33 protein-coding genes are annotated in these 25,982 nt (G+C 71.2%); 22 read left to right on the forward strand and 11 right to left on the reverse strand.

Going from position 1 to position 25,982, the window contains the following annotated elements:
• Nucleotides 1-28: 28 nt before the first annotated feature.
• Both ACGF3H_RS35685 and ACGF3H_RS35690 read right to left on the reverse strand, forming a co-directional pair.
• Complete coding sequence (locus ACGF3H_RS35685; RefSeq protein ID WP_393816577.1) at nucleotides 29-415, reverse strand: hypothetical protein; 387 nt, start codon at nucleotides 413-415, stop codon at nucleotides 29-31.
• Nucleotides 416-434: 19 nt separating this feature from the next.
• Nucleotides 435-1,142, reverse strand: coding sequence for a GntR family transcriptional regulator (locus ACGF3H_RS35690; RefSeq protein ID WP_393816578.1), 708 nt, complete (start codon nucleotides 1,140-1,142; stop codon nucleotides 435-437).
• 576 nt (nucleotides 1,143-1,718) lie between these two features.
• On the opposite strand from ACGF3H_RS35690, the gene ACGF3H_RS35695 reads away from it, so the two are divergent.
• From ACGF3H_RS35695 to ACGF3H_RS35765, 15 genes are all read left to right on the forward strand, one after another.
• Entirely contained in the window at nucleotides 1,719-2,117 is a 399-nt protein-coding gene (locus ACGF3H_RS35695) for an RNA polymerase sigma factor (protein ID WP_393816609.1), read from the forward strand.
• The gene (locus ACGF3H_RS35700; protein WP_393816579.1) at nucleotides 2,114-2,281 is read left to right on the forward strand and encodes a hypothetical protein; all 168 of its coding nucleotides are present in this window, start codon (nucleotides 2,114-2,116) and stop codon (nucleotides 2,279-2,281) included. Before ACGF3H_RS35695 ends, ACGF3H_RS35700 begins: the two co-directional genes overlap by 4 nt.
• Nucleotides 2,282-2,444: 163 nt before the next feature.
• On the forward strand, nucleotides 2,445-2,720 hold the full coding sequence (locus ACGF3H_RS35705; protein ID WP_393816580.1) for a hypothetical protein: 276 nt from the start codon (nucleotides 2,445-2,447) through the stop codon (nucleotides 2,718-2,720).
• Nucleotides 2,717-2,977, forward strand: a complete 261-nt coding sequence (locus tag ACGF3H_RS35710; RefSeq protein ID WP_393816581.1) for a hypothetical protein — start codon at nucleotides 2,717-2,719, stop codon at nucleotides 2,975-2,977. The genes ACGF3H_RS35705 and ACGF3H_RS35710 overlap by 4 nt, the downstream gene beginning before the upstream one ends.
• On the forward strand, nucleotides 2,974-4,113 hold the full coding sequence (locus tag ACGF3H_RS35715; RefSeq protein ID WP_393816582.1) for a DUF2637 domain-containing protein: 1,140 nt from the start codon (nucleotides 2,974-2,976) through the stop codon (nucleotides 4,111-4,113). Before ACGF3H_RS35710 ends, ACGF3H_RS35715 begins: the two co-directional genes overlap by 4 nt.
• A gap of 143 nt (nucleotides 4,114-4,256) precedes the next feature.
• The gene (locus tag ACGF3H_RS35720; protein WP_393816583.1) at nucleotides 4,257-4,730 is read left to right on the forward strand and encodes a hypothetical protein; all 474 of its coding nucleotides are present in this window, start codon (nucleotides 4,257-4,259) and stop codon (nucleotides 4,728-4,730) included.
• A complete protein-coding gene (locus tag ACGF3H_RS35725) occupies nucleotides 4,727-4,984 on the forward strand; it encodes a hypothetical protein (protein ID WP_393816584.1) in 258 nt (85 codons plus the stop codon). Before ACGF3H_RS35720 ends, ACGF3H_RS35725 begins: the two co-directional genes overlap by 4 nt.
• A 127-nt stretch (nucleotides 4,985-5,111) precedes the next feature.
• Nucleotides 5,112-7,121 carry a hypothetical protein gene (locus ACGF3H_RS35730; protein WP_393816585.1) on the forward strand — a complete coding sequence of 670 codons (2,010 nt, stop codon included), beginning with the start codon at nucleotides 5,112-5,114 and terminating at the stop codon, nucleotides 7,119-7,121.
• Between the two features lie 9 nt (nucleotides 7,122-7,130).
• Nucleotides 7,131-7,592: a hypothetical protein gene (locus ACGF3H_RS35735; protein ID WP_393816586.1), complete on the forward strand. Its 462-nt coding sequence runs from the start codon at nucleotides 7,131-7,133 to the stop codon at nucleotides 7,590-7,592.
• A gap of 166 nt (nucleotides 7,593-7,758) precedes the next feature.
• Nucleotides 7,759-8,616 (forward strand): hypothetical protein, encoded by an 858-nt coding sequence (locus ACGF3H_RS35740; protein WP_393816587.1) that lies wholly within the window; start codon nucleotides 7,759-7,761, stop codon nucleotides 8,614-8,616.
• Nucleotides 8,613-10,064 (forward strand): transfer protein, encoded by a 1,452-nt coding sequence (locus ACGF3H_RS35745; RefSeq protein WP_393816588.1) that lies wholly within the window; start codon nucleotides 8,613-8,615, stop codon nucleotides 10,062-10,064. The genes ACGF3H_RS35740 and ACGF3H_RS35745 overlap by 4 nt, the downstream gene beginning before the upstream one ends.
• A gap of 90 nt (nucleotides 10,065-10,154) precedes the next feature.
• Complete coding sequence (locus ACGF3H_RS35750) at nucleotides 10,155-10,658, forward strand: hypothetical protein (protein ID WP_393816589.1); 504 nt, start codon at nucleotides 10,155-10,157, stop codon at nucleotides 10,656-10,658.
• 20 nt (nucleotides 10,659-10,678) lie between these two features.
• Complete coding sequence (locus ACGF3H_RS35755; protein WP_393816590.1) at nucleotides 10,679-11,140, forward strand: Pycsar system effector family protein; 462 nt, start codon at nucleotides 10,679-10,681, stop codon at nucleotides 11,138-11,140.
• A gap of 26 nt (nucleotides 11,141-11,166) precedes the next feature.
• Nucleotides 11,167-11,400, forward strand: coding sequence for a hypothetical protein (locus ACGF3H_RS35760; RefSeq protein WP_393816591.1), 234 nt, complete (start codon nucleotides 11,167-11,169; stop codon nucleotides 11,398-11,400).
• Complete coding sequence (locus tag ACGF3H_RS35765; protein WP_393816592.1) at nucleotides 11,397-11,753, forward strand: hypothetical protein; 357 nt, start codon at nucleotides 11,397-11,399, stop codon at nucleotides 11,751-11,753. Before ACGF3H_RS35760 ends, ACGF3H_RS35765 begins: the two co-directional genes overlap by 4 nt.
• 670 nt (nucleotides 11,754-12,423) lie before the next feature.
• Here ACGF3H_RS35765 and ACGF3H_RS35770 read toward each other — a convergent pair.
• Complete coding sequence (locus ACGF3H_RS35770; RefSeq protein ID WP_393816593.1) at nucleotides 12,424-12,996, reverse strand: hypothetical protein; 573 nt, start codon at nucleotides 12,994-12,996, stop codon at nucleotides 12,424-12,426.
• A gap of 220 nt (nucleotides 12,997-13,216) precedes the next feature.
• Here ACGF3H_RS35770 and ACGF3H_RS35775 point away from each other — a divergent pair, with 220 nt between their 5' ends.
• Both ACGF3H_RS35775 and ACGF3H_RS35780 read left to right on the forward strand, forming a co-directional pair.
• Nucleotides 13,217-13,645, forward strand: coding sequence for a MobC family plasmid mobilization relaxosome protein (locus ACGF3H_RS35775; RefSeq protein WP_393816594.1), 429 nt, complete (start codon nucleotides 13,217-13,219; stop codon nucleotides 13,643-13,645).
• Nucleotides 13,646-14,047: 402 nt separating this feature from the next.
• Entirely contained in the window at nucleotides 14,048-14,242 is a 195-nt protein-coding gene (locus ACGF3H_RS35780) for a hypothetical protein (RefSeq protein WP_393816595.1), read from the forward strand.
• Between the two features lie 638 nt (nucleotides 14,243-14,880).
• Here ACGF3H_RS35780 and ACGF3H_RS35785 read toward each other — a convergent pair.
• The 4 genes from ACGF3H_RS35785 to ACGF3H_RS35800 all read right to left on the reverse strand — a co-directional run bounded on the left by ACGF3H_RS35785 (nucleotide 14,881) and on the right by ACGF3H_RS35800 (nucleotide 17,415).
• The gene (locus tag ACGF3H_RS35785) at nucleotides 14,881-15,555 is read right to left on the reverse strand and encodes a hypothetical protein (RefSeq protein WP_393816596.1); all 675 of its coding nucleotides are present in this window, start codon (nucleotides 15,553-15,555) and stop codon (nucleotides 14,881-14,883) included.
• Between the two features lie 271 nt (nucleotides 15,556-15,826).
• Complete coding sequence (locus ACGF3H_RS35790) at nucleotides 15,827-16,237, reverse strand: hypothetical protein (RefSeq protein WP_393816597.1); 411 nt, start codon at nucleotides 16,235-16,237, stop codon at nucleotides 15,827-15,829.
• A gap of 11 nt (nucleotides 16,238-16,248) precedes the next feature.
• Nucleotides 16,249-16,755: a hypothetical protein gene (locus ACGF3H_RS35795; protein WP_393816598.1), complete on the reverse strand. Its 507-nt coding sequence runs from the start codon at nucleotides 16,753-16,755 to the stop codon at nucleotides 16,249-16,251.
• 54 nt (nucleotides 16,756-16,809) lie between these two features.
• Entirely contained in the window at nucleotides 16,810-17,415 is a 606-nt protein-coding gene (locus ACGF3H_RS35800) for a hypothetical protein (protein ID WP_393816599.1), read from the reverse strand.
• A gap of 211 nt (nucleotides 17,416-17,626) precedes the next feature.
• On the opposite strand from ACGF3H_RS35800, the gene ACGF3H_RS35805 reads away from it, so the two are divergent.
• The 4 genes from ACGF3H_RS35805 to ACGF3H_RS35820 all read left to right on the forward strand — a co-directional run bounded on the left by ACGF3H_RS35805 (nucleotide 17,627) and on the right by ACGF3H_RS35820 (nucleotide 21,162).
• Entirely contained in the window at nucleotides 17,627-18,505 is an 879-nt protein-coding gene (locus ACGF3H_RS35805; protein ID WP_393816600.1) for a recombinase family protein, read from the forward strand.
• Between the two features lie 82 nt (nucleotides 18,506-18,587).
• Nucleotides 18,588-18,893, forward strand: a complete 306-nt coding sequence (locus ACGF3H_RS35810) for a hypothetical protein (RefSeq protein WP_393816601.1) — start codon at nucleotides 18,588-18,590, stop codon at nucleotides 18,891-18,893.
• Between the two features lie 297 nt (nucleotides 18,894-19,190).
• Nucleotides 19,191-19,922 carry a hypothetical protein gene (locus tag ACGF3H_RS35815; RefSeq protein WP_393816602.1) on the forward strand — a complete coding sequence of 244 codons (732 nt, stop codon included), beginning with the start codon at nucleotides 19,191-19,193 and terminating at the stop codon, nucleotides 19,920-19,922.
• 265 nt (nucleotides 19,923-20,187) lie between these two features.
• Complete coding sequence (locus ACGF3H_RS35820; protein WP_393816603.1) at nucleotides 20,188-21,162, forward strand: hypothetical protein; 975 nt, start codon at nucleotides 20,188-20,190, stop codon at nucleotides 21,160-21,162.
• Between the two features lie 96 nt (nucleotides 21,163-21,258).
• On the opposite strand, the gene ACGF3H_RS35825 is transcribed toward ACGF3H_RS35820, so the two are convergent.
• Both ACGF3H_RS35825 and ACGF3H_RS35830 read right to left on the reverse strand, forming a co-directional pair.
• Nucleotides 21,259-21,660 carry a hypothetical protein gene (locus tag ACGF3H_RS35825; protein WP_393816604.1) on the reverse strand — a complete coding sequence of 134 codons (402 nt, stop codon included), beginning with the start codon at nucleotides 21,658-21,660 and terminating at the stop codon, nucleotides 21,259-21,261.
• Complete coding sequence (locus tag ACGF3H_RS35830; RefSeq protein WP_393816605.1) at nucleotides 21,657-22,427, reverse strand: ParA family protein; 771 nt, start codon at nucleotides 22,425-22,427, stop codon at nucleotides 21,657-21,659. Before ACGF3H_RS35830 ends, ACGF3H_RS35825 begins: the two co-directional genes overlap by 4 nt.
• A gap of 10 nt (nucleotides 22,428-22,437) precedes the next feature.
• Here ACGF3H_RS35830 and ACGF3H_RS35835 point away from each other — a divergent pair, with 10 nt between their 5' ends.
• Nucleotides 22,438-22,560, forward strand: coding sequence for a hypothetical protein (locus ACGF3H_RS35835; RefSeq protein ID WP_393816606.1), 123 nt, complete (start codon nucleotides 22,438-22,440; stop codon nucleotides 22,558-22,560).
• A 653-nt stretch (nucleotides 22,561-23,213) separates the two neighbouring features.
• Here ACGF3H_RS35835 and ACGF3H_RS35840 read toward each other — a convergent pair.
• Together ACGF3H_RS35840 and ACGF3H_RS35845 are read right to left on the reverse strand one after the other, a co-directional pair.
• Complete coding sequence (locus ACGF3H_RS35840; protein ID WP_393816607.1) at nucleotides 23,214-24,761, reverse strand: ATP-binding protein; 1,548 nt, start codon at nucleotides 24,759-24,761, stop codon at nucleotides 23,214-23,216.
• A 220-nt stretch (nucleotides 24,762-24,981) separates the two neighbouring features.
• Nucleotides 24,982-25,857, reverse strand: a complete 876-nt coding sequence (locus ACGF3H_RS35845; RefSeq protein ID WP_393816608.1) for a bifunctional DNA primase/polymerase — start codon at nucleotides 25,855-25,857, stop codon at nucleotides 24,982-24,984.
• Nucleotides 25,858-25,982: the final 125 nt, after the last annotated feature.

Here is a 25,982-nt window from a genome sequence, read left to right on the forward strand (position 1 = left end):
GAGGGCGCCGGGCGTTCGGTGCTGGCGACTAGCTCTTGGCCGGGGCCGACTCCTGCCAGCCGATCGGAGCGAGGTTCTTGGTCGCGTCGTCCAGGGCGGTGAACAGAGTGCGGGCGATCTTGCCCGCATCGGTCATCGCCGTGTCGAAGGCGCCGACCACGGCGTTGGTGTCGACCGAAGGCGCGGTGACGAGGTGGCCCTCCTGGTGCCATTCGTCGACGAGCTGCTGCATCTCGGTGGCCGTCAGTGTCAGGCGTTGGGCCAACAACTTGAGGCTGGCCGTGACCTCGTACGCGTCCTTGAGCCTCTTGAGATCCGAATCCTCGGCATCGGCGAGAGCCGCGCGAATGCGCTGGTTGAGGCCGTTGACCGACTCAGCGGCAATGCCTGCGTGCTGGGTGGCTGTGCGGTCCATGAGGGTCCTTCCGGGCAGGTCAGGGACGAGAGGACTTCAGTTCAACGGGACGTCCGGGGGCGCATACGATCTCGCCCACACCGATCACGCGGCCTGCGGACGTGTACACGTTGCGAATGACCAGCACGGCATACGTGCTGGTCGGCGTGCTGGTCGGCAGCTCAAGGGCTGCGATGTCGTCAGCGGTGGCGATGCGGGCATCGGCGGCCCGAGAGGTGTTTTCGACGGCGTTGCCGGAGCGGTCTCGATAGACCGCCTGCCACGTCGGGTTGCAGGGGGCCGGTTCGTCCAGTTCGGGGACGACGGCGGCAACGTCCGGATGCACCCAGGATCGTGACGCTTCGCGGATGATCGGGCCGCGCCGCACGACGCGGGCTCGCTCCACGCATTCGCCCTCGCCGATGTACCCGGCGACCCAGTCGGGCGCCTCGGTTCGGATGCTGTGCCGCCACTCGATCCGCTCGCCCGGACGGGTGATCCCCCCGATTCGCTCCGCGCCCGCGATCAGCTGGCGACGGTCGGCCACAAACACTCCCCGCCCTTGGCGGCTGTAGACGTATCCGTCGGACTTGAGCAGAGCCACGGCCCGGTACACAGCGTTGTCAGACAGCCCGTAGGTATCCATCAGGGCCCGGGTCGACGGCAGTTGGGCGTGAGGCTCCAACTCCCCCCCGTCGATCTGTTGCCGCAGGTCGTACACCATCTCAGCCACGGTTCCGGCGCTCATTTCGCCTCCTCTCCTTCCTAGCTTCCTATCGGATGTTGTTGACGTTACACGCTCTACCCCCTAACTTCCTATAGGAAGCTACTTCCTATCGGAAGTGGCGGGTCGCCCGGAGGGAAGCGCGCAGGCCGCGTGGACCGAAGGAAGCGGTTGATCTTTGAGAACTCCACAGAGGCAAGACCCGGGAGACACGAGCCGAACCACCCGCCCTTCGAGGCCAGGCAGGCGGCTCCTCTGTTCAACCCGGCCCGGTCCGCAGGGGATGCGGACCGCCAGCCCGCAGGCGATGTGCGGGCCAGGCAACTGCGACAAGCCAGCCCTGCCGCGCGGATCAGCGAAGCACCTTCTCCCATGCCGTCCTCACGGACAGACAAGGAGCCGTACGCGCGGTGAGACAAGGGCAAAGATCGCGGGCCCCGTAGGCGTTACGACCGGTTCGAGTCCGGTCCGGGGCGCGGCGGCAACCGAAGTGCCGCTTGGCGGCCGTGGCTTCTTCGTTCGGCCGGCCCCCGCGTAGCAGGCGGGGACCGGCCGGGGCCACGGCCCCAGATCGCTATCAAGGAGCGACCTGTGATCAGTATGAATGCCGAGGTGGGGCGCCCGCAGCTCACCTCACGAGACTCGCAGGCTCACCGCTACAACTCCCCACGCCGCCCTGGTGATGACCGGCTGCGCGAGGTGCTGAGCGGCATGGCCATCGAGCACCAGGACCGAGTCCGAGGGGTGGCGGCCAACGCGCTGCGCTTCGAGGACCGGCACCTCGCCGACGACATCGCGCAGGACGTATGGCTGGCCGCCTGGCGCTACCTGCTGCGCGGCAACGACGTCCCGTCCCGGCCCGGCTCGTTCCTGTCGGCCATGGTCCGCAACCAGGTGCGCAGGCACTACAACCTGGCGCGGACCCGCCGGGAGTGCGCGACGGACCCGGCGAACATCGCGCTTGACCGCCTCTGCGCAGAGCTGGAGGCGATCGCATGACGCGCGAGGTCTACGACAGGTTCTCGGCTGGCAACCCGCGTGGGTCGTGGCCGGCGGAAGAGCGGGCGCACGAGCTGCGTGAGCAGGGTCAGCCCGCGACGGTCGTGATGGACATCGACACGGACCAGTTCCTCGTCGTGTCGGAGCAGGAGGCGGCCGTATGAACGCTGTGACCTGGTGCGACTGGTGCGGACAGGACCACGACCCGATCCGCCCCCAAGACGACGACCTCTGACCGACGACGGACGTCCGTCGCCACCAGGCCCCGACGGCTGGTGACGGCGGACGTCCGGCTGTCGGGCCGGACACCGTTGAGGGGAGAGCACGTTGAAGGTCAAGAAGCGCGCGGCCGCGGTTGCGGCCATCGCTCACCTGGGCTCGCTGTACGCCGTCGCGGAGCTGGTGCACGCCATACGGGGCGAGCAGTGGCACCGCCTGGAGGACCACCTCGACCGCGTCGACGACCGGGCGGACAACGCCCTGGCCGCCTGCACGCAGGCCGGGGACGGCGCCTTCGCCACCTGGCTGGAGAACACGGCGATGCACGGCACCGACGCGGTGTGCGCGGTGACGGCCAGGTTCGGCAGGGAGCCGGTCCGGTGACCGGCGCCGGCGGGGACGCCCCGCAGAAGCACATGACGATCCGCGTCAGCCGCGACGGCGGCCGCACTTACGGAGAGCTGATCGAGGTAGAGCCGGTGGGCTTCCTGCCGCCTGTGCAGATCGACCAGTGGCCGCCGTGCCAGTGCCCGAAGCACCGGGCAGCACGGGCGGAGGGCCGGGTGCTGCCTCAGTCCTCGCGGCTCCGCTTCGACGGATCAAGTCCACCGCACGCCGTACGAGAGAAGGAGGGGTCTTGAAACTGGCGACCCTGAGCAAGAAGCAGGTCGAGGCCGCCGAACGCACGCTGAGCGTCGGAACGTGGGCCATCACCGCGATGGCGATCACGTTCTCTTTGTTCACCGTCACGCCGCTCGTTGAGCGGGTCACCCCCGAGGGGTGGAAGTGGTCGGCGGTGGGGCTGTCCCTGCTGGTCGATGTCGCGCTGGTCATCGTGATCCGCATGGACGCGGCGGCGTCGCGGCTCGGTGCCCACGTCAAGGGGTGGCCGGCGGTCCTGCGCTGGCTCACCGGCGTCTCGTCGGTGTTGCTGAACATCGGCGACTCCGCACTCAAGGGCGACCGGGTCGGCGTCGCTGTTCACGCGGTTGCCCCGCTCGTGCTCGTGGCGGTCTCCGAAGCGGGCCCCAAGTACCGCCAGGCGATCACCGACGGGCTTGACCGGATCGAGCGTGAACAGCGCGAGGAGGCCGAGCGGAAGCGTGTTCATGAACAGCGCGAGCGCGAGGCACGGCAGCGCGAGCAGCGCGAGCGTGAACAGCAGGAGCGCGAGGAGCGGGAGCGCGAGCAGGACCGGGCCGAGCGCCTTGAGCGCGAGCGTCTGGAGAGGGAGCAGGCGCAGGAGAAGCAGCGCCTGGACCACGAGGCCCGTATGGCCCGTGAGCAGCGGGAAGCTGAGGAGGCCCGCCGCCGCGACGAGGTCGAGCGGGAGGAGCGCCGGGCGGAGCGGGAGCGCCGCGAGAGGCAGGAGCGCGAGGCCCGCGAACAGGCAGAGCGAGCCCGCCGTGAACAGGAGGCGCGGGCCAGGGCCGATGCTGAACGGGCCGCCCGTGAACAGCAGGAGCGGGAAGCCCGTGAACGCGCGGAGCAGCTCGCCCGTGAACGCCGTGAACGCCGGGCCGTGAACACCGGGGGCTCCACCGTGAACACCCCGAAGACGGCCGCCGTGAACACCCCCAAGGCGGCTCCGGTGAAGGCGGTCGTGAACAACGACAAGCTCTCCGAGACGGACGCCCGCGCGCTGATCGTGAACACCCCGGGCGCCAGCGTCCGGGACCTCGCGGACAAGACCGGCTGGTCTATCGGCTGGGTCTCCCAGGTCCGCCGGGAGAGCGGAGAGCACCACCAGCAGGCGGAAGACACCACGGCCGCCTGACCAGCACACCGGCACACATCAGTGAAGGCCAGCCCGCGCGATTCGGGCTGGCCTTCGCTGCGACTGCCGGAAGCAGTCACAGCACGACTAGGACGAACGAACCGCCCTGGTCACGACCACAACGGTAGAGGAGATCTTTTCCCATGAGCAGGACTTCGTCCGGACCGGAGTGGTCCGGGGACATGCTGACCAAGCCGGAGATGGTGGAGGCGTTCGCCACCCAGCTCCGGGGAGTCCTCAAGCACCAGGCCGCGTTCGTCGAGGACGTCCGCCAGGAGGCGGAGGCGATGTGGAAGGCCAACCGCCCCGAGGGCTACAGCAGCTTCGAGGCGTGGTGGCGGCACCGCTGGGTGGTCGGTCCGTTCCGCGAGATCCAGGAGCACCTGGAGGCCGCGGCGGCCAAGACGTTCGAGCTGGAGGCCCGTTACCGCAAGGGCCGCCACGAGATCCCGGCCGCGCGGCAGGCCGCCGCGCTGGAGAAGAAGAACGCCAAGCAGGCCCCGGCGGTCGGCGCCGGGGCCGGGGCGGTGCCGCCGAAGCCGGTCAGCCCGCCGCCGACGTCCGCGCCCGCCGGCGGGCCGTTCCTCGACCTGGTCCACCGGGAGCACTCGGCATGAGCGCAACCGGAATGACGCCGGAGGCGGCGCGGCGCCTGCAGAACCTCAAGGCGTTCTGGGACCCGAAGATGCAGGCCGCCACGAGCGACGCGGAGTTGGTGAAGGTCGTCTTCGACCGGGCCAAGGCCGCCGCCAAGCGAGCCCAGCGCAACGGCAACCCGGCCGCGATGCACGAGCTCGCGCAGTCGCTCGCGGCCTGGTGCGCGGAGATGGAGAAGCGGGACGCGCTCCGGCAGGGCCGTAACGCCGCGTGACGCAGAAGTTCATCATCATCGCCCGCCCCCCGGGTCTCCGGGGGGCCCAAGGCGCGCCGCGCGTACGCGCGGCGCGCGAGGGTCGCCGATTACGTGACCGTCTGTCAACCCCCAGAAGGGAGTGTCCGTGACCACCGACGACCGGGACGGCACGCTGCTGCCGTTCCCCCACGTCGCCCTGCCCCCGTCTCTCGACGCCGGGGGCGGGGCCCCGCCGGACCCGGGCGGTGACGCCGACGACGACGCGCTCGCGCCGATCCCGGTCGGCTCCTGGCCGTTGCTGCCGGACGTCTCCGACATGGGGCCGCCGCTGCACATGACCGTCGCCGGGGTGCCCGATGCGGAATCCGGCGACGACGAGACGGAAGCGGGCTCGTTCGTCCCGCCGCCGCCCGCCGACCCCGACAACCCGGGGTTCCGCGACGCGGCGGTGATGGGCATGGCCGTGATGGCGGCCGTCGGTGTCGCCTGTGCTCAGGGCATGTGGCACGCGGCCCAGGGCGTGAAGGCCAACGCCGAACAGCGCCGGGCCATCGCCGACAAGGCCCGCGTCGACGCCGACAAGGCGATGGACAAGCGCCTCCAGTCCGGCCCGGACTTCGGCCGTACGCAGAAGGCCGGCGGGGGCGGCAGCCGTGGCGGTGGCGGTGCGAGCGGCAGCGGCTCGGGCGGGGGGAAGTCCGGTGGGAGCGGGGGCGGTTCCAAGGTCCCTGCCTCGCTCCGCTCCAACAGCCCCTCCAACGGGGCGAAGAAGGGCCCGGACGGCTCTTCTGGCAGCCGCTCAGGCGGAGTTGGGCCCAAGGGGCCGGGCAGCGGCTCCAAGGGTTCCAGCGGGGCACAGAAGGGCTCGGGCAGCGGCTCAGGGTCCTCCGGCGGCTCCGGCAGCAAGAACGCGGCCGGGAAAGACACCAAGGCCAAGGGCAGCGGCTGGAAGGCCGCCCCCGACGGGCCGGTCGCCAAGGAGAACGCCAAGGCCCGCAACCAGCGGAAGGCAGCGAAGCAGGCCGCCGACCTCGCCGACCGGACCAAGGACCGCGACCAGGCGCGCGAGAAGCAGCGGCGGGCCGACAAGGACGCCCGCAAGACCGAGAAGGACAAGACCAAGGCGGAGAAGGACGCCAAGGACCCCAAGGAGTCCGGCGGGAAGGAGAAGCCGGACACCAAGCCCGAGGAGAAGAAGCCGGAGGCGAAGAAGGGCGACGGCGACAAGGTCGACCTGGAGAAGAAGCCGAAGGCGACGGAGGCCGGGAAGGACAAGGAGGCCCCGCCGAAGGCGACGACGCCGCCCAAGCCGCTGTACGACCCGGACGCCAAGGTGCCCGGCGCGCACAAGCCGGACGGCGAACGGCCCTGGAAGAAGGGCCCGGACAAGCCCGGTGCGGCGAAGGACGGCAGCAAGGCCGGCGGCCCGGAGCCGTCGACGTCGACCGGCCCGGCCGGGGCGGACAGCACGACCGCCCCGCCGCCGCCCGGTGCGGCTCCTGGCGGTCCGCCGCCGGGCGGGATGCCGGGCACGGAGGGGATGCGCCCGCCGCCCGCCTACACCGACTCCGAGTACAAGGTCTGGTTCGAGCGGGACGACCCGCCCCCGCCGGAGCCGACTCCGGCCGGGGCCATCACCCGGGGCAGCCCCGCTCTCCCGGCAGGCACCGCCACGGCGCCGACAACCGCCAGCTCGACACCGCCGGGGCCCGCAGCCCCGGCCGCACCAACGAGAGGAGCCCGGTTCGTGAGCTCACCGGTGAAGGCCGACACGCAGTACAGGGACGCGGAGCTGACGGTCTACGACGTCATCGACGCGGACGCCGACATGGCAGAGGAGATCACCGCCGGAGTCGACGAGGCCCTCGCGGCCGCCGACGGCTGCGAGCGCCTGGTGACCCGGCTCGAAGCCCTGCACGCCAAGGTTGTCGAGCTGAAGGTGCCCGGCGTCCTGGAGGGCATGGTCCTGCGCCTGATCGAGAAGACCGGCGAGGTCAAGGCCAAGGCCGACGCCATCGCCGCGGCCCTGCCCCGCGCCTCCGAGGCCATCGCCACGGCCGGGAGCAACACCGAGGCCATCCACCGCAATCCGGCGGACGTCACCCGCGACCACGGCCACACCCGCCCGGCCGAGCGCGAATACAACATGGAGTAGGAGGCCCTCATGGGTGAAGCACTGGAGAAGGCCGGGGCCGCCGCCGGCGCCGTGGCGAGCGCGGCCGGGAAGGCAGCCGTCGTCACCGGCGCGGTGCTCGCGGAGGGCGTGCGCTACGGCGTCGTCATCGTGCAGCTCACCATGGCCGGGGCCCGGCTGCGGGGGCTGAGCGAGCAGGTCCGTTCGACGTACCGCTACGTCGAGGGCTGCTCGAAGTCGGTGGACCGGCTCGCCGACCAGATGTCCGGGCTCAAGGTCGACAGCGGCAGCGTCGCCGAACACCACGAAGCCGCGGCCGTGATGCGGTCGGTCCTCGAGGAAGCCGAAGCGATGGCCGCCGCGACCGAGGACCTGTCCGCCCTCTTCGACCAGACCGCAGCCGAGCACCAGGCCGACTACGGCGCGGTCGCCGAAGCGTTCCACGCGATGCCCGTGGAACCGGCTGAGTCGGAGTTCTACAGCAACCGCTGATCAGCACCCCTCACACGCCTCGCACCCGACGCACGGGTGCGAGGCGTCGCACACGTCGCACAGAGATGAAGCGGCGGCCGTTCGGGCGATAGCTGGGCTATCGGTCGCTGCCGCCGCTTCGTCGTCCTCGCACCCCGGGCAGGCCGGGGAGAACGGAGCCCACCCGATGCTGTCCCCCGAGCGCATCGAGCGGCTGCGCGGCCAGATGGACGCCGCGCGCCGCCGGATCGACACCGCCCGCAGCCGCGCCGGGCTGGTGGCCACGGCCGCCGGTACCGCCGCCGCGACCGCTGGCCTCTTCACCCCGGAGCTCTTCGGCGAGTCGCTGCTGGCCACCGCCGTCGCCACCGGCGCCGGGCTCGCGGTGCTGCCCACCGGCCGCGCCGAGGGCCACCAGAAGACGACCAGCATCGTCATGTACCTCGCGCCCGGCGCCAGCCTGACCGGGGTCCTGATCGCCGAGCGGATCGTCTCCGGCGTCCACTGGGGTGAGGCCCTGGCCGTCGCGCTGTGGTCGGCCGGCACCTTCTGGCTGCGCCCGTCGCGGGCGGCCCGCCACATGCTCGTGCCGCCGCTGCCGCCTCTGCCGAAGCCGACCGGCGACCTGATCGTGCAGGAGCAGGCGGTCGCCGCGCACCCGGCCGCTCAGTGGTGGGCCGAGCGCGTGGCCATCGAGGACGGCGCCGCGCCGGGGACGCTCCTGGAGGACATCGAGCGGACCGGCGAGAACGCAATGAAGGCCATCATCCGCGCGGCCGTCCCCGGCCAGCCGGTCCCCGAGATCTCCACGCGCCGCCTGTCCGCGCTGATGGACGTCCCCCAGGACCTCATCACCATCGGCGCGGTGCCCGGCCGCGGCGCCTCCGTGCAGCTGCTCACTGTCGGCACCGCCGACGACGCCCTGGACGCCCACACGATGTGGGCCACGCGCATCGCGCCGCTGGCCATGCCCGGCGCGACCATCACCGCCATCAACTTCGGCCGCATGAGCACGGCGGTCGACATGACCAAGGAGGACGCATGACCATCACCCCCGCCGCCCCCGCCATCCCGGACGACCAGATCGTCGAGCTGATGGTGCAGGTTCCGCCGGGCCAGGTCATCAAGTACGACCTGGCGGCCCTCGCGTCCGCGTTCGAGATCGCCGACCCGGGCCGGATCGCTGTCGAGACCGACGGCTCCCGCACCGCGCTGGTCACGATCTACCCGTCCAACCCGCTCGCGGTCATGCCGCCCCCGAGCGAGGCGGACATGCTGATGGACACGTACGGCCGGATCGTCGTCGGCCGCTACCACAACGGCCGCCCCGCCCGGCGCAAGCTGTTCGACCCGCGCACCGGCAGCGCGGTCCGCGCCCTCACCTTCGGCACGACCGGCGCGGGCAAGTCCCGCACCGTGCAGTACGTGCTGGCCTGCGAGAAGCGCAACGGCATCGTCTCCTGGTACGGCGACCTCAAGGGCGGCCAGTCCGCCCCGGAGGCGCGCGGCCAGGTGGACTGGCTGGCCACGAGCCAGGAGGAAGTCATCCTGATGCTCCGGGCGGCCGTCGCGGTCGCTCAGCAGTCCCGCCAGCCCCGCTACGCCGCGATGGGCCGCAACGCCTTCGTCATCGGCGACCCCGACCCGCTGCTGTCCGTGCGGATCGACGAGGCCAACCGCCTCCTGGAGAAGGGCGCGCCGTACCGCGAGGAGGCCACCTACCTCGTCAAGGAGCTGGGCAGGACCGGCCGCTCCGTCGGCATCGGTGAGGAACTGGACGCGCAGGCAAGCCACCTGGAGGAACTCGGAGGCAGCGACACGCTCCGGGCGATGCTCAAGGAGGGCGAGGTCACTCTGCTGCGCTGGAGTTCGAGCATGATGCGCCAGCTGGTCGCGGACGGGCTGCTGCCCGCCGGCACCCAGCTCATGCCGATCCCCAAGAGCCTCAAGCCCCGCGTCCTGCGGAGCCAGTTCGCCAAGGACGTCGACGACGACGATGACGTCTGCGACACCCAGGGGACCGCCTACCTGCTCTCCGGGACGCACCCGGCCAGCATGATGCGGCACTTCCGGATCGGCTCCATCCTGCCGATGCCGGGCCTGGATCCGGAGATCCTCGCCCTGTACGGGCCGGGCGACCCGGCCCGGCTGGAAGAGGCGTCGCTGGAGGCCGCGGGCGAGGCGTACGCCGCGCGCGGCACCGCCGCGATGGACGCGCTGTGCGAGGCCGTCCGCGAGGACCAGCAGAAGCAGGTGGCCAAGGCGCAGGCCACCAAGGGCGGGCGCGGCGCCGCCCTCCTGGCGGACCGCATCCGCGTCGCCCTGGCCGAGGCCGAGGACGCGCTGAGCCCCGAAGAGGTCTTGATTCTCGTCAACGCCGACGGCGGGCCCGAGGTGAAGGCGATCGGCTCCGTCCGCAACGCCCTCGGGGTGCTCGTCGACCAGGGCGACGTCGTCCGCGCCGGGCGCGGCCTGTACGAGATCGCCCGCTGACACCGCACCACCCCAGCACCGCACCGGGGCCCTGGAGATGACGCCTCCGGGCCCCGGCCACCTTCCCCAGTGACGAAGAAGGAGCACCCAGTGGAGCACATCGACCGCACCCCCGGTATCCAGCTCAGCGAGTCGGAGGCCGCCGCCGAGGCCCGCCGGATCATCGAGGGCCTGTACCGGCCGGAGCCCGCGCCTGCGCCCATCCCGACGTCCTACCGCGACACCTCGCCGAACACGCCGAGCGCCGCCGCCCCGGTCGCGCAGGAGGGACGGCCGCCGATGTCCCAGCGCGCCACCGACATCAGCGGCCTGATGCTCTCCGGCAGCGTCGCCTCCCTGTCCGTCGGCGGTGCCACCTCGCTCGTGCTCTACACGCTCGGGCAGGTCGACCCCGTCACCCTCGCCGTCGGCGGGGCCGCGCCCGTCGCCCTGGTCCTCGCCGTCGGCTCGCTGCTGCGCTCCTTCGGCCGCGCCAAGGCGGACATGCACACCGAGCACCACCACCACTACAACGGCTCGGTGCGCCAGGAGACGACGAACGTCTCCAGCACGACCAAGGGCCTGTTCGCCAAGAACCGCAACGACGTCCGCTGACCCCGGAAGGGACCCCGCTCGTGCCCAAGGAACTGGACATCGACGCCCGGCTGGACGCCGCCACCGGGACCGTGCTCGCCGAGATCAGCCGGACCGACGCCAAGTCGGGCGTGCTCCTCACCTCGTTCTCGCTGCCCCTGGCCGCGCTGGTGGCCGCCGTCCCCGGCAAGGCCCTGCCGGGGACGTCCGCCGCCCTCGTCGGCGTCGGCACCGTCGGCCTGGTCGCCGCCATGCTCGTCGTGCTGTTCGTCGTGCGGCCCCGCCTCGGGGGCGCGGCCCGCGGCTCGTTCCTCTACTGGTCGCTGTGCACCACGGCCGACGAGCTGCTCGCCGACCTCCAGGCGCCGGCCGACCGCGCGACCCACGTCGTCCACCTCTCCCGGATCGCCAAGCGCAAGTACAAGGGCCTGCGCCTCGCGGGCGACATCACCGCCGCCTCGCTCGTGGCCCTGGCCGCCGCGCTCCTGTCCGCCCTGATCTGACCACCGCCGAACCGGGAGACACCGACATGTCGTTACCGAACGAGCCCACCCAGTGGACCGTCACCCTCACCCCCGCCTCCGCCGCCACGGCCCCGGTCGGGGCGGCACTGCGGGCGCGGGCCCGCCGCTGGGGACTCACCGCGCTCGCCCTGCTCGCCGCGTACTGGATCGGCACCGCCAACGCCGACGGCACCGCGGCCCGGCCGCCGGCGCCCGCGTACACGCAGCCCGCGACCGTGACCGTGGAGACGCCGCGATGAGCCGCCAGCACGCCATCCACGACGCGGAGGCGCACGTGGTGACGTCACACGGCGCGGACTTCTTCGGCGAGGACCGGCACGCCCTGAAGTCGCTGACGAGCCTCGCCGGATACGCCGAGGGCTGCCTGTCCCGCGACGAGCGCGGCCCGGTCGTGCTGCTGCTGACGAACCCCGGCGAGGGCGGGACGATGACGCCCTCGCAGGCCGCCGAGATCTCCGCAGTGCTGCTCAGGCTCGCGCGCCACCGCTTCGTGCGGGCGAAGGAGTCGGCCGTCGCCCACGCCCTAGCCGCCGCCGCCACACGCGCCGCCGACGCCGGCGAACCGTGGGAGTGGCGGATGGAGGCCACGTAACACCGACGCGCACCACCACCGAGGCCCCCGGCCCGTCTCCTTGCGAGGCGGACCGGGGGCCTTTCGCGTTTCTGGGGGAGGGACGAAGAACGAGGGCTTCGCCCGCGCCTGTTACGGGCCTTCGGCCCGGCGCCGCCCACGCGCCGCGCACCTGGCGGCATCGTCGGCGGCCACCGGCCCGGCAGGCTTTCGTCCCGGACGGAACCCGGGCGGTGCCGAGTTGCAAGAGATGTCATGCAGCCGCCTTCGAGCCCGGCCGCCGTCGCCCTGTACGTCTCCGTCGACGCCGGTACGTCACCGAGATGACGTACGCCGACGGCGAGCACCAGGAGCACGGCGACGTCCACGCGCCGCGTCACCCGCCGCGCTACAAGACCCGCCGCGCCAGAGTTGCAAGAGATGTCACGCCACCGGTCCGGACGCCGGGAAGCGCCGCGCACCTCTAGCACTTTTGCACCGCGTCCCGTTCGACGGGATCCCTCACACCTATGCATCACGACCGAGCGGCGCCCAACGCGTGCACCCGTGCCCGTGCACACGCGTGCACGCGAGGCACGTCAGCACACCCTTGCATTACGCGTCCAACGGCACGTCCAACCGCACGGCGAGGACGTGCACACCTCTTGCATTCACAAGGCGGTCGGTTTCGTCCGGGACGATATCCGGGCGGTCACCGACGCTTGCGCCGCTTCTTCTTACTGCCCTGCGGACGCGGCGGCCGCGGTGCCGGCACCAGTCCGGCCGCGCGCTGCGCAATGTGCTCCTGGCGCTCGCGCACGACGGCGGCCGTCGCCTCCAGGTCCCGCACGAGCACCTCGTAGAACCCGGCGAGACCGTGGCCGTTGCGCACCTGGTTCTGCAACTGCGTGAGGGCGTGCTGCCACTCGTAGATGTTCTCCGGCAACCGCATCTTCGCCGGGCCGCTGCGCACCGTCGTACGCGTCACCGTCTCGGTCCGCTCCACAACTTCACGCACTGGCTCGGTCGTCTGGCCGCCCTTGTCGACCGGACGGGCCGCACGCCGCTGTGCCGTGCGCAGCTCCGAGGCCCGCTTGCGGTGCGAGTCCCGGCAGTACTTCGGCGGCCGGCCGACGCCCGCGTACACGATCCGCTCTCCGCACCAGGCGCACGTCGTCGTCTTCAACCGCTCGCCCACGGAGACCGTTTCTCGCACCGCGAGGACGTCGCCGTCGTGCTCCTGGTCGTCGTTGTCGGGGCCGAGGTGGGACACAGATTTCGTCACGGACGAAACCGTAGGCGATCAAAGTGCCAGAGGTGTACGGCGTTTTCGCGGCCACGGACCGGAGGCATCCGGGTCACCGGCCGGGGGACGCAGCGGAGGACACACAGGCGACCGCAGGCAGGGGCAGCGAGTTGGTGCCTACGGTTACCGTAGGCCCGATGACCGGTGGACGATCATCGGCGGTCCGGGGACGGACCGGGGGAACTGCGGAGGGGTCGGCGTGCGCGAGCATCGTGTGTTTCCGGAGCAGCGGCGGCGCACCCGCCGCAACGACGAGCCCCGCCCGCACCGCATGAACCTCCGGCTCGGTGACGACGAGAAGGCCGCCATCGAGGCCGCCGCGACGCTCGCCCGCAAGACACCGACCAGCTACGCCACCGACGTCGTCCTGGCGGTCGCGATGGGCTCGCTGACACCGATCCCGACCACCTACCGCGAGGAGCTGCGCGAGCTGGTCGACGCCCGTACCGCGCTCACCCGGATCGGCACGAACCTCAACCAGATCGCCCGTGCCATGAACTCCGGCGGTGACGTCACCCAGGAGCAACTGGACGCCGTCCTCGCACGCGTAGGCGAGGCGGTGCGGCGGGTCGACGAGGCGACCATCGTGAACATGCGGCGGCGCCGTCCGGGCACGCCCTCGTACTGAGGCCGGTGGCCGCTGGTGGCCTTCGCCGGCCCCCAGGCCCCCGCTGCGGTCGGCATCCCCCGGCGCGGTCAGGCATCGTCGGGGGCAAGACCGTTCGCGCCGGAGGACACCGCCCTTCGGCGACCGTAGCCGGGGCTCGTGCGAACGCTGCGCTGCCCGGTCCGCCGCGCCGGACAACGCCCCCGGTAAGTAGTCGGCGTGCCGACCGACCGGCGGCGCACCCCTTGTCGTCCAGGTCGGAGCACGTCTCCAAGGCCCGCGCCGACGAACCCCGATGCGACCCAGGACGCGACTCAGGACGGGACCCGGGGTGCGACTCAGGATGGAACTCAGGGCGCGACCCAGGATGCGACCTCGCGACCGGTCGCGGCGTGCCCCGCGCGCGCGTGGGAAGCTCCGTCGGTGAGCACCACGCGACGCCCTCTCGGCACCGGCCCGAGCACCACCAGGAGCACGGAGTCGACCGACGTCTCCCCGCGGCTTCTGCCCGTCGAACGAGTCGAGCCCGCTGCACTCCTGGACGACGGCGAGCACCAGGACGTGGCCGAGCGGAGAGGCCGGCGGACCCTCGGGCGGGGGATCGAGCGGACGCCGTAGGCGAGCAAGTTGGGCGGGAAGGGGAGCTTCCCGCGAGCCCGGCCGGGGCCGAGCAAGTTGATGCCGAAGTAGTACTTCGGCGCGCCCGCGAGCGCACAGCAAGTTATCGGTGAAGACCGTCTTCGGGTTTCCGGCCGAGGGCTGCCGGAGTTCCCGCGCGGGTGTAAACCGACCCGTACACCAGGGTGTTACTGGGGGCCCTCCAGCTCCCCACCCCGACCTGCACGAGCGCTCTTCCACCTCCGAGACCACCCCCTCGCGTCGTCCCTAGGAGGGGGTGGTCTCGGAGGTTCCAGAGGTACAGGTCGGGGTGGGGAGCTGGAGGACAGGGGAGTTGGGTGAAGGGGGTCGGAGGGAGTTCTACAGAGGGGTGTGGGGGAGTTCGAGCGGGACGGCGGGGTGAGTTGCGAGAGGTGACCGGCGGGGAGTTCGGGGCGGTGAAATCGTCGCGGACGACAGCCGGGATCCGGCTTGCCCTACAACTTGCTCTCCAAGTTGCCCTACAACTTGCCGTACAAGTTGCCTCCGGGCTTGCCCTACAACTTGCCTCCAGCCGACGCCTGGCGAAGCACCGCGAGGGTTCCTGAGCTGCGCGGTCAAGGGGTCCCCGTGGTGCTCCGCCGACGCCGACTACTTCCCTACGAGGGGGTCTCGCGGAAGTCGGACCCGGCACCGGCGTCCGCCGCGGCCGTCGTGCCGTCCTCCTCCTGGTACTGCGCCAGCGTCTTCTGCAGGCGGGCCGCGAGTTCCTGGAGGTGAGGCGTGAGCGCCCGCTCCATCCGGTTCTCGCCGCGCTCCGCCCGGATCCGCGCGTCCTCTTCATCGAGCAGCTCCTCCAGCGTCTTCGGCTCCGGATCGAGTCGCACGAGCAGCCACGCGGACGCCCGCCAGTCGCCCGGCCGCCGACGGACGCGTCGCTCGCTGCGTGTCTCCCCGGTGATGGGGTCGGTCCACGTCCGGTACGTCTCGGAGACGACGGCACCGCGGGCCGCTTCTTCGATCTGGCCGGTGGCACGGGCAGCCGCCGCCGCGCGAGCCCGGGTCACCCTCGCGTACAGAGCCGCGCACGGGTCGGGAGAGTCGACGTCCAGGTGCCCGCCCTGCTTCTCGTCGACGACGTCCTCACCCACGCGCATCCAGCGCAGGAAGGTGGAGCGGCCGACCCCGGCCGCGTCGGCTGCCTGCTTCATCGGCAGGCCCACGGCGGTCGCCCGGGTGAGCAGATCCATCACGGCCGGGGTGAGGAGCGAGGGGCGGCCCTGCCGACGGCGCGGCTTGCGGCGGGCGAGCTGAGTCGTGTTCGTGTGAGTCATGGGCGCGGACCGTAGAGACCCGCGCGGCTACCGTCGCGGGCTGCGTTGGACTTCCGGGACCGGCCCAACGCGCGCGAGATACCAGTCCATCGCGCTTGCGTCTCGGGCTCACCATCGTCGTGGGAGGAAGAAGCCACCCGCGCCCGGCGACACCAGGTCATGACGCCCCCGTTCCGCCCGGCAGGTCATGACGCTCCCGCACGCGAGCCATGCCGGGGCAACAGCAGAGCCCCGCGCGGCCGTGACCGGGCGGGGCTCGCTGAGGCAGGCGTCAGGGGGCGGTGCTGGACTCCACGGCCCGCGCCGCCTGCACGAGAACATCGCGGGCAACGACCAGATCGGCGAGGACGGCCGCCAGGCGGTGAAGCGCCCCGGCGTACGGGCTGCCGATCCCCGTCACGGCGACGACGTCCCGCAGGAGGCCGTACGCCGCCGACTCGCTGAAGGCCGGCCGCGAACGCGTGCAGGGGCGGAACGTGCCCCGGTCCAGTTGACCCAGCTCCCGGCGGACCTGCTCCAAGCGGGCGACGTCCACGGTCGGCTGTGCACTCTCGCGCTGGGCACGGATCACCGTGGTCAGCCGCTCCCGGACCGCCGGGTACACCTCGTTCCACAACGCGGCGACGCGGGCAGCGTCGTCCTCGCCGATGAAGCGGTCGCGGACCATCTCGGTGGTGAGCATCAGCCGGTCTCCTAGAAGTCCATGGGGTGCGGGTGCGGCAGGCGGGAGCTGCGGACGACGTCGACCAGGTCGCGGTCGACGGACTCCGCGCCGTCCTCCAGCGTGATGCTGAGCAGGTTGCCGATCTGCCGGAGCCCGCTGTAGAGCAGGACCGGGGTGTCGTCGTCGGCCGGGAGCTCCCGGGGGAGCGTCAGGAGGTTGTGGCCGGCGAGCTGTTCGGCGAGCGGCTCCGGGCCCGCGCCGTACGTCCGGCGGATCTCCCCGGCCGTCACCGCGAGGAACCCGTTGCCCTCCCAGCTGACCCGGCGCATCAGGTCGACGGCGGGGATGCCGCTGTCCGGGCGGGTGCCGTTCTGGCCCTGCCAGGCCGGGGAGTCGTAGCGGTACTGCAGGAGCTTCGCGGCGTCCGCGAGTTCGCCCACGAGGTCGGTGACGCCCTGGCGGCCGACGGAGTCGGCGAGGTGCGCGACGTGGCGAACGAGTTGTTCGGCGGTGAGGTCGGTCAGTGCGCGGGTCATGGGTCCTCAGCTTTCCGTGCGTCTCGGTGTCGGCGGGCCGGGGTCGGCCCGGGTTCAGTCGTTCGGGCCGGAGACCAGCTCGGGGGCGAGGAAGCGGGAGAACCGCTGATACGCGGCCTGGCGGGTCGTGCCGAGGGCCTTGCCGACCGTCGTCCAGGTCTGGCCGTCCATGCGGGCCGCCGCGCCGGCGGTCGGCGCCACGTCGCCAACGAGCTTCTCCAACTGGCCGATCGCGGCGAGCGCGACCAACGGCCGGAGCCTCGCGTGTTCGCGCACCTGCTCCGCCACCGTGGCGAGCGCTTCGCGCAGCTCGGTCGGCATCGCCGTGCCCAGGAGCGCCTCGATGTGCTCGGACTGCCACGCGGCGAAGGGGCCGGTGTTGTCCTCCCAGCCCTCCGTGCCCTCGTCGTCGTCGAAGTCGACGGGGAACGTGTCGACGCTGCGCCACCCGCACTCGCACGCGGCCCGCACCGCCGCCGCCAGGGGACGGCCCTCGGTCCCGTCGTAGAGGTCCCACCGGCCGTTCTTGAAGGTGGCGCCCTCGCGGCCCGGGACGGGGAACTGCAGCGGCTCCGGCTCGCTGCCGTCGGCGAGCACCGCCACGGTGTAGCCCTCGTGGTCGTACAGGTTGTCTGCGGGAACGTCGTGCACCCAGCCCATGTCAAGGCTCCTTTACGTTGGTACGTCAAGGTTCCTTTACATGCCCCCCGAGTGTCAAGCACCCTTTACGCGCCCTCTCCTGACGGGTCGTTTCATAGGTGGTCGCATGTGAAACACCCCGCCCCGCACCGATCATGCTGGGGGTTTTCTGTTTCATAGGTCGTTGCAAACAGCTTGCTTCTTGAAACAGACACATGAAACAGTGATCCCCGTGAGCGACGACTACCAGCGCGTTGAAGCGCATGACTGCCCCATGTCCACCTGCGCCGCCCCGGCGGGCTCGCCCTGCCGCACCACCAAGGGCAAGGTGGCGATCCAGTACCACACGGCCCGCTTCCGGCTCGTGCCCTCGCTGGCCAAGACGCTGAACGTGCCGACCCCGCCCGTGCGCAAGCCGGGGACGACCTGGGTGGAACTGCCGCGCCCCGTCGGCGCCGGCGCCGAACCGTCCGGCCACGTCCGCATCGGCTACGCCCGCGCGTCGACCGCCCGGCAGTCCCTCGACACCCAGCTCGACTCGCTCGCGGCGGCCGGGGTCACCCGGGTCTTCTCGGAGAAGATCTCCACCCGCGCCACCAAGCGGCCGGAGCTGGAGAAGGCCGTCACCCTCGCCTGCGAGCTGCGCGCGTCCGGCGTCGGCGTCACCCTCGTGGTCCACGAGCACAAGCGGCTCGGACGCGGGATCGACCTCGCCACGCTCGCGGAGGAACTGCGCGCGTGCGGCGTCGGACTCGAGTTCCTGACCGGAGAGCTTCAGGGCAGCCACGACCCGGGCGGCGTCGTGTTCACCGTGCTGGCCGCCCTGTCCGGCATGGAACGCGAGTACATCCGGGACCGCACCCTGGAGGGCCACGAGTCGGCCCGCAAGCGCGGCAAGGCCATCGGCGGGGCCAGCGTCACCGACGACACCATGCTCGCCATGGCCCTCCAGATGCGGGGCCAGGAACTGAGCCTGCGCGAGATCGCCGCGAAGCTCGTCATCACCAAGGGCGCCAAGAAGGGACAGCACCCCTCCCCCGCGACCGTCATGCGCCTGCTGCGCGAGCACGACGAACAGACGGCCGCGGCCCCGGTGGCCGTGGGCGAATGAGCCCCAAAATCGCGAACCGCTGCGCGACGGCCAGACCACCCGCCGCACCGACCGCTAGCCCAGCTATCGCCCAGGAGCGCCCGTGAACCTTCAAGGCCAGGTCCGCCAGACGCTCCGGGAGCTCCGGGAGCTGTCCGGGGAGACGATGGTCCGCCAGGCCGCCGGGATGCGGTACTCCGAGCCGACATGGCGCCGGAAGCTGAACGGCGGCCGGGGAGGCGGGGCCGTGATCAGCCTGGAGACCATCGAGCGGGCGTGCGCGCACTACGGCATGACCGCCGTCGAGATCTTCCGCTTCCCCGAGCTCGATGAGTACCAGCGCGAGGCCCTCGCCCTGCGGATCCGCCGCAAGCTCCAGCCCCGGCCGTGGCCCCCACAGCCGGACTGACCCCGCCATGCACCTGCGGTGATACCCCTCGCACACGTCGCACCCGTGCGAGGGGTATCACCACTCTCACGCGTCCGCGAGCCGTGCCGGAAGACGGCCCGAGGTGTCCGTGCCCTCCGCTACCGTGGGGGCTCACGGCCAGACGCGTACCGCCGTTCGCCGCCGCCCCGGCGCCCACGCCGCCCCGGGCACAGTCGGCCAAGGTCTTTCGAGGCCCGCGAGTGAACCACCGACCATCCACCGGCCCGACGTACACCGCCGGCGGAAGCGTGGGAGACCGCCGTGTCTGGAGTACGCATGTCGCCGAAGAAGCAGAACACCGCAGCCCAGCGGGCCCGCGCCGCCGCGCGTGAGGGCGCCAAGTACACGGCAGCACTGCGCGCCGACACCGGCGCGGACATCGAGGTGGAGGCCCGCTCGTTCCCCGGCGACGGGGGCCCGTGGGTCTCCTCCTGGACCGGCGACTCGTTCAACGACGTCAACGCGGCGTGCGGCCATCACCTCAAGGCGCTGTGCGGGGGCTGCGGCGTCTGCACCACCTGTGACGGCTGCTACTGCGCCGAGGCCGCCGAGAACGCGCGCATCGACGCCGAGACGAACCGGGCCTACGCGGAGCACGCCGAGCACTTCGAGCACCGGTCCGACTGCTACCTCTGCGAGGACGACCGCGAGAAGACCGCCGACTACACCCGCTGCTGGAAGTGCGGCCTTGAGTACCGCGACGGCATTGGCGATCACCACTGGCACAACCCGCCGTACTGCACGTTCGGGCTGCCGACCTACCCGCTCGGAGTCGACTGGGGATACCTGCGGGGCCAGGAGGTGACGCTGGTCGGCCGGGAGTACAGCGTCCACGGCCTGGTCCTCGCCGACCAGGACGCCCCCGACCCCCAGAAGTACTTCCCCGTCATGAAGATGCGCCGGACCGACCCCGGCTACGAGGACGGCCCCGACGAGACGTCACCGATCAACCCGCGCGAGTGGCTGGAGGTCCACCCCGCGCCCGAGACCAGCGCCCCGGGCCGGTGATCTGCCGTGATACCCCTCGCACCCATCGCACGGGTGCGAGGGGTATCACTGTGCGCGAGTTCCGGCGTCCTGTCGGTGCCGGCGGCTACGGTGGAACCGGCCGCCGCACGTCGGCCTGACTCCGAGCCTCTCCCGCCCACGCCGGTGAAGGCGACCGAGGACAAGGGGCCTTGAGCCTCGCGTGCCAGCACCACCCCGAACCTCCCGTGGTCTATGACGCCCGGCGGGGGATGCGTGGGGTCCGCCCGCCCGAGAGCGAGTGACCATGACCGCCGACAAGCACACCAAGCGCGCCGCCCGCGAACTCGCCGCGCGCGAGGACATCTCGTACACCGCCGCCCGTCGGCGCCTGGCGGAGCAGGACCCCGGCCCGGCCGACGAAGCCCTGAGCGAGCCGCCCCGCCTGTACCCGATCGTGATGACGCCGTGCGACCACGGATGCGACGGCACTCCGCATCCCGGCTACGTGTGCGAGACCTGGCACCCGTTCACCAGCCGCGGCAACGCCCGTACGAGCTGGGACACCTGCCAGGCCGCGAGTCTGCCCGGACGCCGCGCTGACAGCCTCTCCCACCGGTTCCGGGGGAAGCCTCAGTACGGCTACAGCCAGGACCAGTCATGGGTGCTGGCAGCCTCGTACGCGATGCTGCTGGACGAGCAGCCGGAACTGGCACCCGACCCCCACCGGCTGCGCACCGCGGTCGAAGCCGACGACCTGGCCGCCGTCGACAGGCTGATGCACCCCCTCGATCTCGCTGCGGTGCGTCTGCTCGGTTGCCCGATCAAGGAATGGTGGACGACCGGCCACCCGCGTCTCCAGGCATGGGCCACCAGGGTCACCACCACCGAGGCGGACGAACCCTCGTGGGACATGACCCTGATCGAGTACGAAAGCCGCTGCTTCAAGCTGGCCGAGCGGTTCCTGAAGTCGCAGGAGGAACGCCGGAACTACAACGGGTACATGGAGACCGAGCACGTCTCCTGGTGGTTCTCGGTGCCGTTCCTCACTGAGCTGCTGCGCCGCCAGTTCGGCGGACTCGCCCTGCGGACGCACGTGCGTCTCCCCGACGGCCACCCTGCCCTGGTGACCGCTGTGGAGTGGGCTGACGACGGCACCCCGACCGCGTACCGGGTGCGCGAGCTGGAGCCCGGCCAGTACGGCAACGAGGGCAAGCTCGTGCCGAAGCTCGGGGGAGACGGCGAGACCGTGCCCGCCGCAGACTGCCTCCCTCTCGACTAGACCCACGCCACGGGCCCGCACCTTCCAGGGTGCGGGCCCGTCGTCGTTGCCGTGACCTCGGGTGATACGCGTCGCACAAGACGAGTGATACGCGTATCACTCCACTCGCTCACGAGGTGATACGCCTCGCACACCTCGCACGGGTCGCATGGGTGCGACCTTCGGACCCAGCCGCTTCTCTACCGCCGGCGCCTGCTCGACAGCCGCCTCCAGGAGCGCGGCCACCACCTCGTGCTTGGGCACCCTCGTGGCGTGGTGGATGTCGTCCACCACGGCCTGGAAGGCGTCGGCCGCGGCTGCCGAGGTGTACCAGCTGCGTCGCGTCTTGGCGTCCTTCGCGTCCCGGATCGCCTTCGCGTGCTCCGCCCGCCGCTGAGCGTCCAGGAGCTGCTGATCCGGGCCGTCCGCAGGAGAGCCCACGATCAGCCCGTCCTGGTGAGGGACCAGCGCCGGGCTCGGTCCCTCGTCGTCGGCGGTGTCGAACTTCTGCGGGCTCACGCTACGGTCACGCTCCTCTTCTCGTACGTCTCCGCCAACAGCTCGAACGCTGCACGGGCAGGGCCCACCCCGGATGCCTTGGTCAGCTCAAGGGGGAGCGCCTGGTTGTCCGCCGTTGCCAGAGCGGCCCGGCGGTGGATGACCGGCTCCCAGACGAGATCGCCGAAGATGCGGCGGATCGACGCCAGCTGCTCGCGCTCCAACGCCTTCCCCGACGGGTCCAGGTTGTTCACGACCACCCCCGCCAGGGTCAGCTCGTCGTTGTGGAGCAGGTGCCGCTTCTCGTTGACGAAGTCGCGGACTCTCTTCGCCCCGAGGATGGAGTCGATCTCAGCTTCGGTGACGATGAGCGCCTGGTGGCCAGCGGCGAGTGCCATCTGCGTCAGGTGGAACAGCGACGGCGGGCAGTCGATCAGCACATCGTCCAGGTGGTCGTCCGCGCCCTGGAGGGCCTTGGCCAGCCGGAGGTGGTTCCCCGTGACCCCCGCCTCCGACATCCGGTTCTCCAACTCCAGCCAGGCCGGGGCCAGCACCATCCGCTGCGCGTACTCGACATCCCAGCCCACCGACGTCCAGACGCCGGCCATCGCGCCGACCCGGTCAGCCTTCACCGCTTCGGAGACCGTCAGCTGCGGTGCGCTCTCGTTGTACCGCCACCCGCAGCGCCTGGAGGCGTTGCCCTGCGGGTCGAAGTCCAGGACGCCGACCCGCCGCCGGCGCTTCGCCAGCGCTGCCGCCAGCCGCACCGTGACGTCCGACTTCCCCACCCCCCCGCGGTTGTTCAGCACCACTGTCCGCCGTGCCGCCACCGCCCACCTCCTCCAGCTCCTGGCGGCCGCCGTCGACCACCGTCCGCCCGGAGGCTACCGCTCGCACGGCTCGCACCCGACGCACCCGTGAGAGGCGTCGCACGCGTATCACCTGCCCGCCGTCGTCGAAGGAAGAAGCCACGCCGCGCGGTCGCCGCCGAACTGACCGCACCAGAGCGGCGCCCCGCGCGGGGGTGGCTTCTTCAACCACCACTGGCCCGCAGAAATCGAACAACCGACGCCACAACTACAACAGACAGCACCCCTTTCCCTCTTAAGTAAAAAATGCTGCGTCCCCCTTCGTCCCCCCACCTGACAAGATCGCCTGTGACCTGTGTGAATGAGGGGGGACGCAGAGAATTTTGGTGCGTCCCCCCTGCGTCCCCCTTCGTCCCCCCTGACGGCCGCTGCGTCCCCCCGGGGGTCGGCTGCGTCCCCCCCCTGACGGCCGCTGCGTCCCCCCCGGGGGTCGGCTGCGTCCCCCCTGGAGGAGAGGCGAGAAACCGCAGGCCAGCGAGACGCGGATGGTCGTTTGCCCAGGCGAGGCGCCTGCGTCCCCCCTTATCGCAGCGTCCCCCCTCGCGTCCCCCCGTTTCCGCAGGTCAGAGGGCAGGGGGGACGCTGTCCCGAGGGGGGACGCAGATTTTTGGGCTTAGGACACATGGGGGTCCGGTCAGGGGGACGCAGACATGCGACGGCCCCCGTCCGAGACTCGAACGGGGGCCGCAGGGATCGCGGGGGCCGTCAGTTTGCCGTGGCGGGGAACTCCGTCTGCTCCGAGGCAGGCTGGGTCTGCTCTGGGATGGAGGCGCCGCCCATGCGGCTGATCTCGATATAGCGGGACCGGTTCGGGTCCTCGTGGCGGGAGCGCCGTCCGGACTCGATCTTGACCCCACGGGCGGCCAGGGTCGGCTGGAGCCGCTTGAGCCGGTCGGAGAGGACCTTGCCGGTGGTGGGCCAGCCCTTCGGCGGGGTCTGGAAGTCGCCGAACGCGAAGCGGTTCAGCACGGCGAGCCACTCTGTGGAGGACATCTTCATCTCGCCCCCGGCCTGTTCCATCGCCTCCGAAGCTGCGTACCGCAGTACGAGCTGGGCGAGGTTGTCGCCCTCGATCACGTCGTCCGTGATGTCGTCAATGCTGGCCCGGTACGCGAGCATGGCGCCGAGGCTGTACGCCTTGTCGAGTTGCAGACAGAGGTGCCCGAAGTCGGCCATGCGAAGGTCAGCGGGTACGTCCGCGTCCTGCTTCCGCACGGACACGGCGACGTCCAGGAGGCTGCCGAGGATGGACGGCAGAGCTTCCTCATACTCTGACCACAGATCGCGCTCACTCCGACGGTTCTGAGGCCGGTCCAACTTGAGCTGCAACAGCCGCTCTCCGAGGTCGGACCGGATGACGCCGACGTCGATTCCAGTGAGGAGGACAGGCCGGCGCACTGCAAGCCGGACCACGTCGCCGTCGGTGTGCAGCTGCCGCTTCAGGTCCTCGCTGCCGGTTACGACGCGGGCATAGGCGTCGGACATCTCGGCACTGAGATGAGAGAGGTTGTCCAGGGGCATGACCCAGCCTGCAGAGGCGACGACCGTCAACTGCTCCTCACCGCGAGGAGGGGTCCGGAGGTCGGAGCTCATCCCTTCGATCACCCTGGTGAGCATCCGTCCTGTTGTCGACTTGCCTGCGCCCATCGGTCCGGTGAGGAACGCGGCTGGAACCGGCACATCGGGATCCAGGCAAGCCAGGAGCCAGACCACTGCGAGGGTGGAGGAGCCGGCGTCCACGAAGTTGCAGAGGTTCCAGAGCTTGTCGATGCCCTTCATGTCCTGTCCGGCCTCCGGCATCGGCAGCTCTCCGGTGAGCTGAGTGCGCCGCCAGATGATCTCGTCAGGTGTGGGCTTCCGAACCTCCCAGCCGTCTGTAGAGATCCGGACGGACTGGCCATCGTCGCGGCCGAGGTCGAGCCACGTGACCCCGGAAGTCTTCTTGCAGGGGCCGACGCGGATGTGGACCTGGCGCACGTCCCGGCTCAGGGTCAATGCCTCGATGAAGTCCAGGGCTTCCTTCATGGAGGTGCCGCTGAAGATGCCCATGCCCTCGTTGTACATGTCGAGCATCAGCTCTTGGCGGTGGCTTCCGGTCGTGCCCTGACTTCGCAGAGGGCGGGCGATGGGGCTGCCGATTCGCTGCGCGTATGCCGCGCCGCTGGAGGTACGGAAGTAGTGGAAGTGATCCCTTGCGTACTCCGAGATGATCTCGCGGGCGGGGGTCTTGTCCTCGGGGGACGGCTGGCTCACGTGTGCTCCGTTCTCGGGAGCTGAGCCAGTTCCGTCTCCTCCGCCTTGTCACCGTGTCGTACAGTGGTGACTGCGCTAGGAAGTGCGGGTTGGAGACGGAACAGGCTCAGCTCGAAGACTTCCAGTCGGCCCGGAGCGAAGGTGTGCAACCACCTCTCTGCTACCGGGCCGCTCGCTTTTCTGATGTGGGTTGACCCTAGCTGCGGGGTTTCTAGACAGCTCAGACCATTTGCGTCGAGGGCACCGCGACGCCCGCTTCGGCGAACCCTCGGTCGACAGCCCGGACCGCGTACGTCTCGGGCACGCCGACGCTCACGGCCGCCGCCACGATCTCGCCGCCAAGGGTCTCCAGGCCGCACGGCCCGGGGCACTCCTGGTGCAACGAGCCGAGGAACCGGGCGACACCGAACGCTTGGCTTGCGGCGCCTTGCTCACGGTGGGATGTCACCATGGCGACGCCCTTGTCGAGGCCGGTCCGCACGTACCGTTCCGTGTGACGGCACCCGGAGGCGACCTCTCGTGACCACGCGGTCCGGGAGACGGGCGAAGAGGCCACGGCACCTGCCGGCACCACGTACCGGGGTAGCGAGGTCACCGCCTCGGGCAGCCGGATCATCTGGCCCTCGCCGCGACCGAGCCAGCGCGCATACGACATGCGGGACTTAATGTCGACTCCTGGCCGGACCTTGTTCGCCGACTGCATGGTGCCCAGGTAGACCCAGTGTTCGCCGCGCGTCGTCGGGATGGTCCGAGTTGCAGGCAGGACCTCGCGTGCCCAGGTGATCGCGTCGGTGTTGTCGAGGTCGACCACGGTGACCCCGGCCCCGCCGGGGTGGTAGGCGACGGCCGCCGACTTCCGCCAGGCCGCCATCCAGGCCGCCGACGTGACGACGTCGACGGAGGTCGATGCGGCTGCCCACGCGTGGCACGGCCGCGGGCACTCGCAGGCGCCGGCGGTCTTCATGTTCGGTCGGCCGCCACACCGGTTCCCGGCGCACGATGGGCAGTTCCCGAACGGCACCTTCCCCTCCCGGAGCGGCAGCACTGGCACGCCACGCGCTGCCAGTTCCAGCGCCTCCCCCAGCAAGTCGTTCACCTCATGCCTCCTTTCACGGGGCCCGGCGCTGAGGGCGCCGGGCGTTCGGTGCTGGCGACTAGCTCTTGGCCGGGGCCGACTCCTGCCAGCCGATCGGAGCGAGGTTCTTGGTCGCGTCGTCCAGG

Source organism: Streptomyces sp. NPDC048185 (assembly GCF_043202495.1).
Classification (GTDB): domain Bacteria; phylum Actinomycetota; class Actinomycetes; order Streptomycetales; family Streptomycetaceae; genus Streptomyces.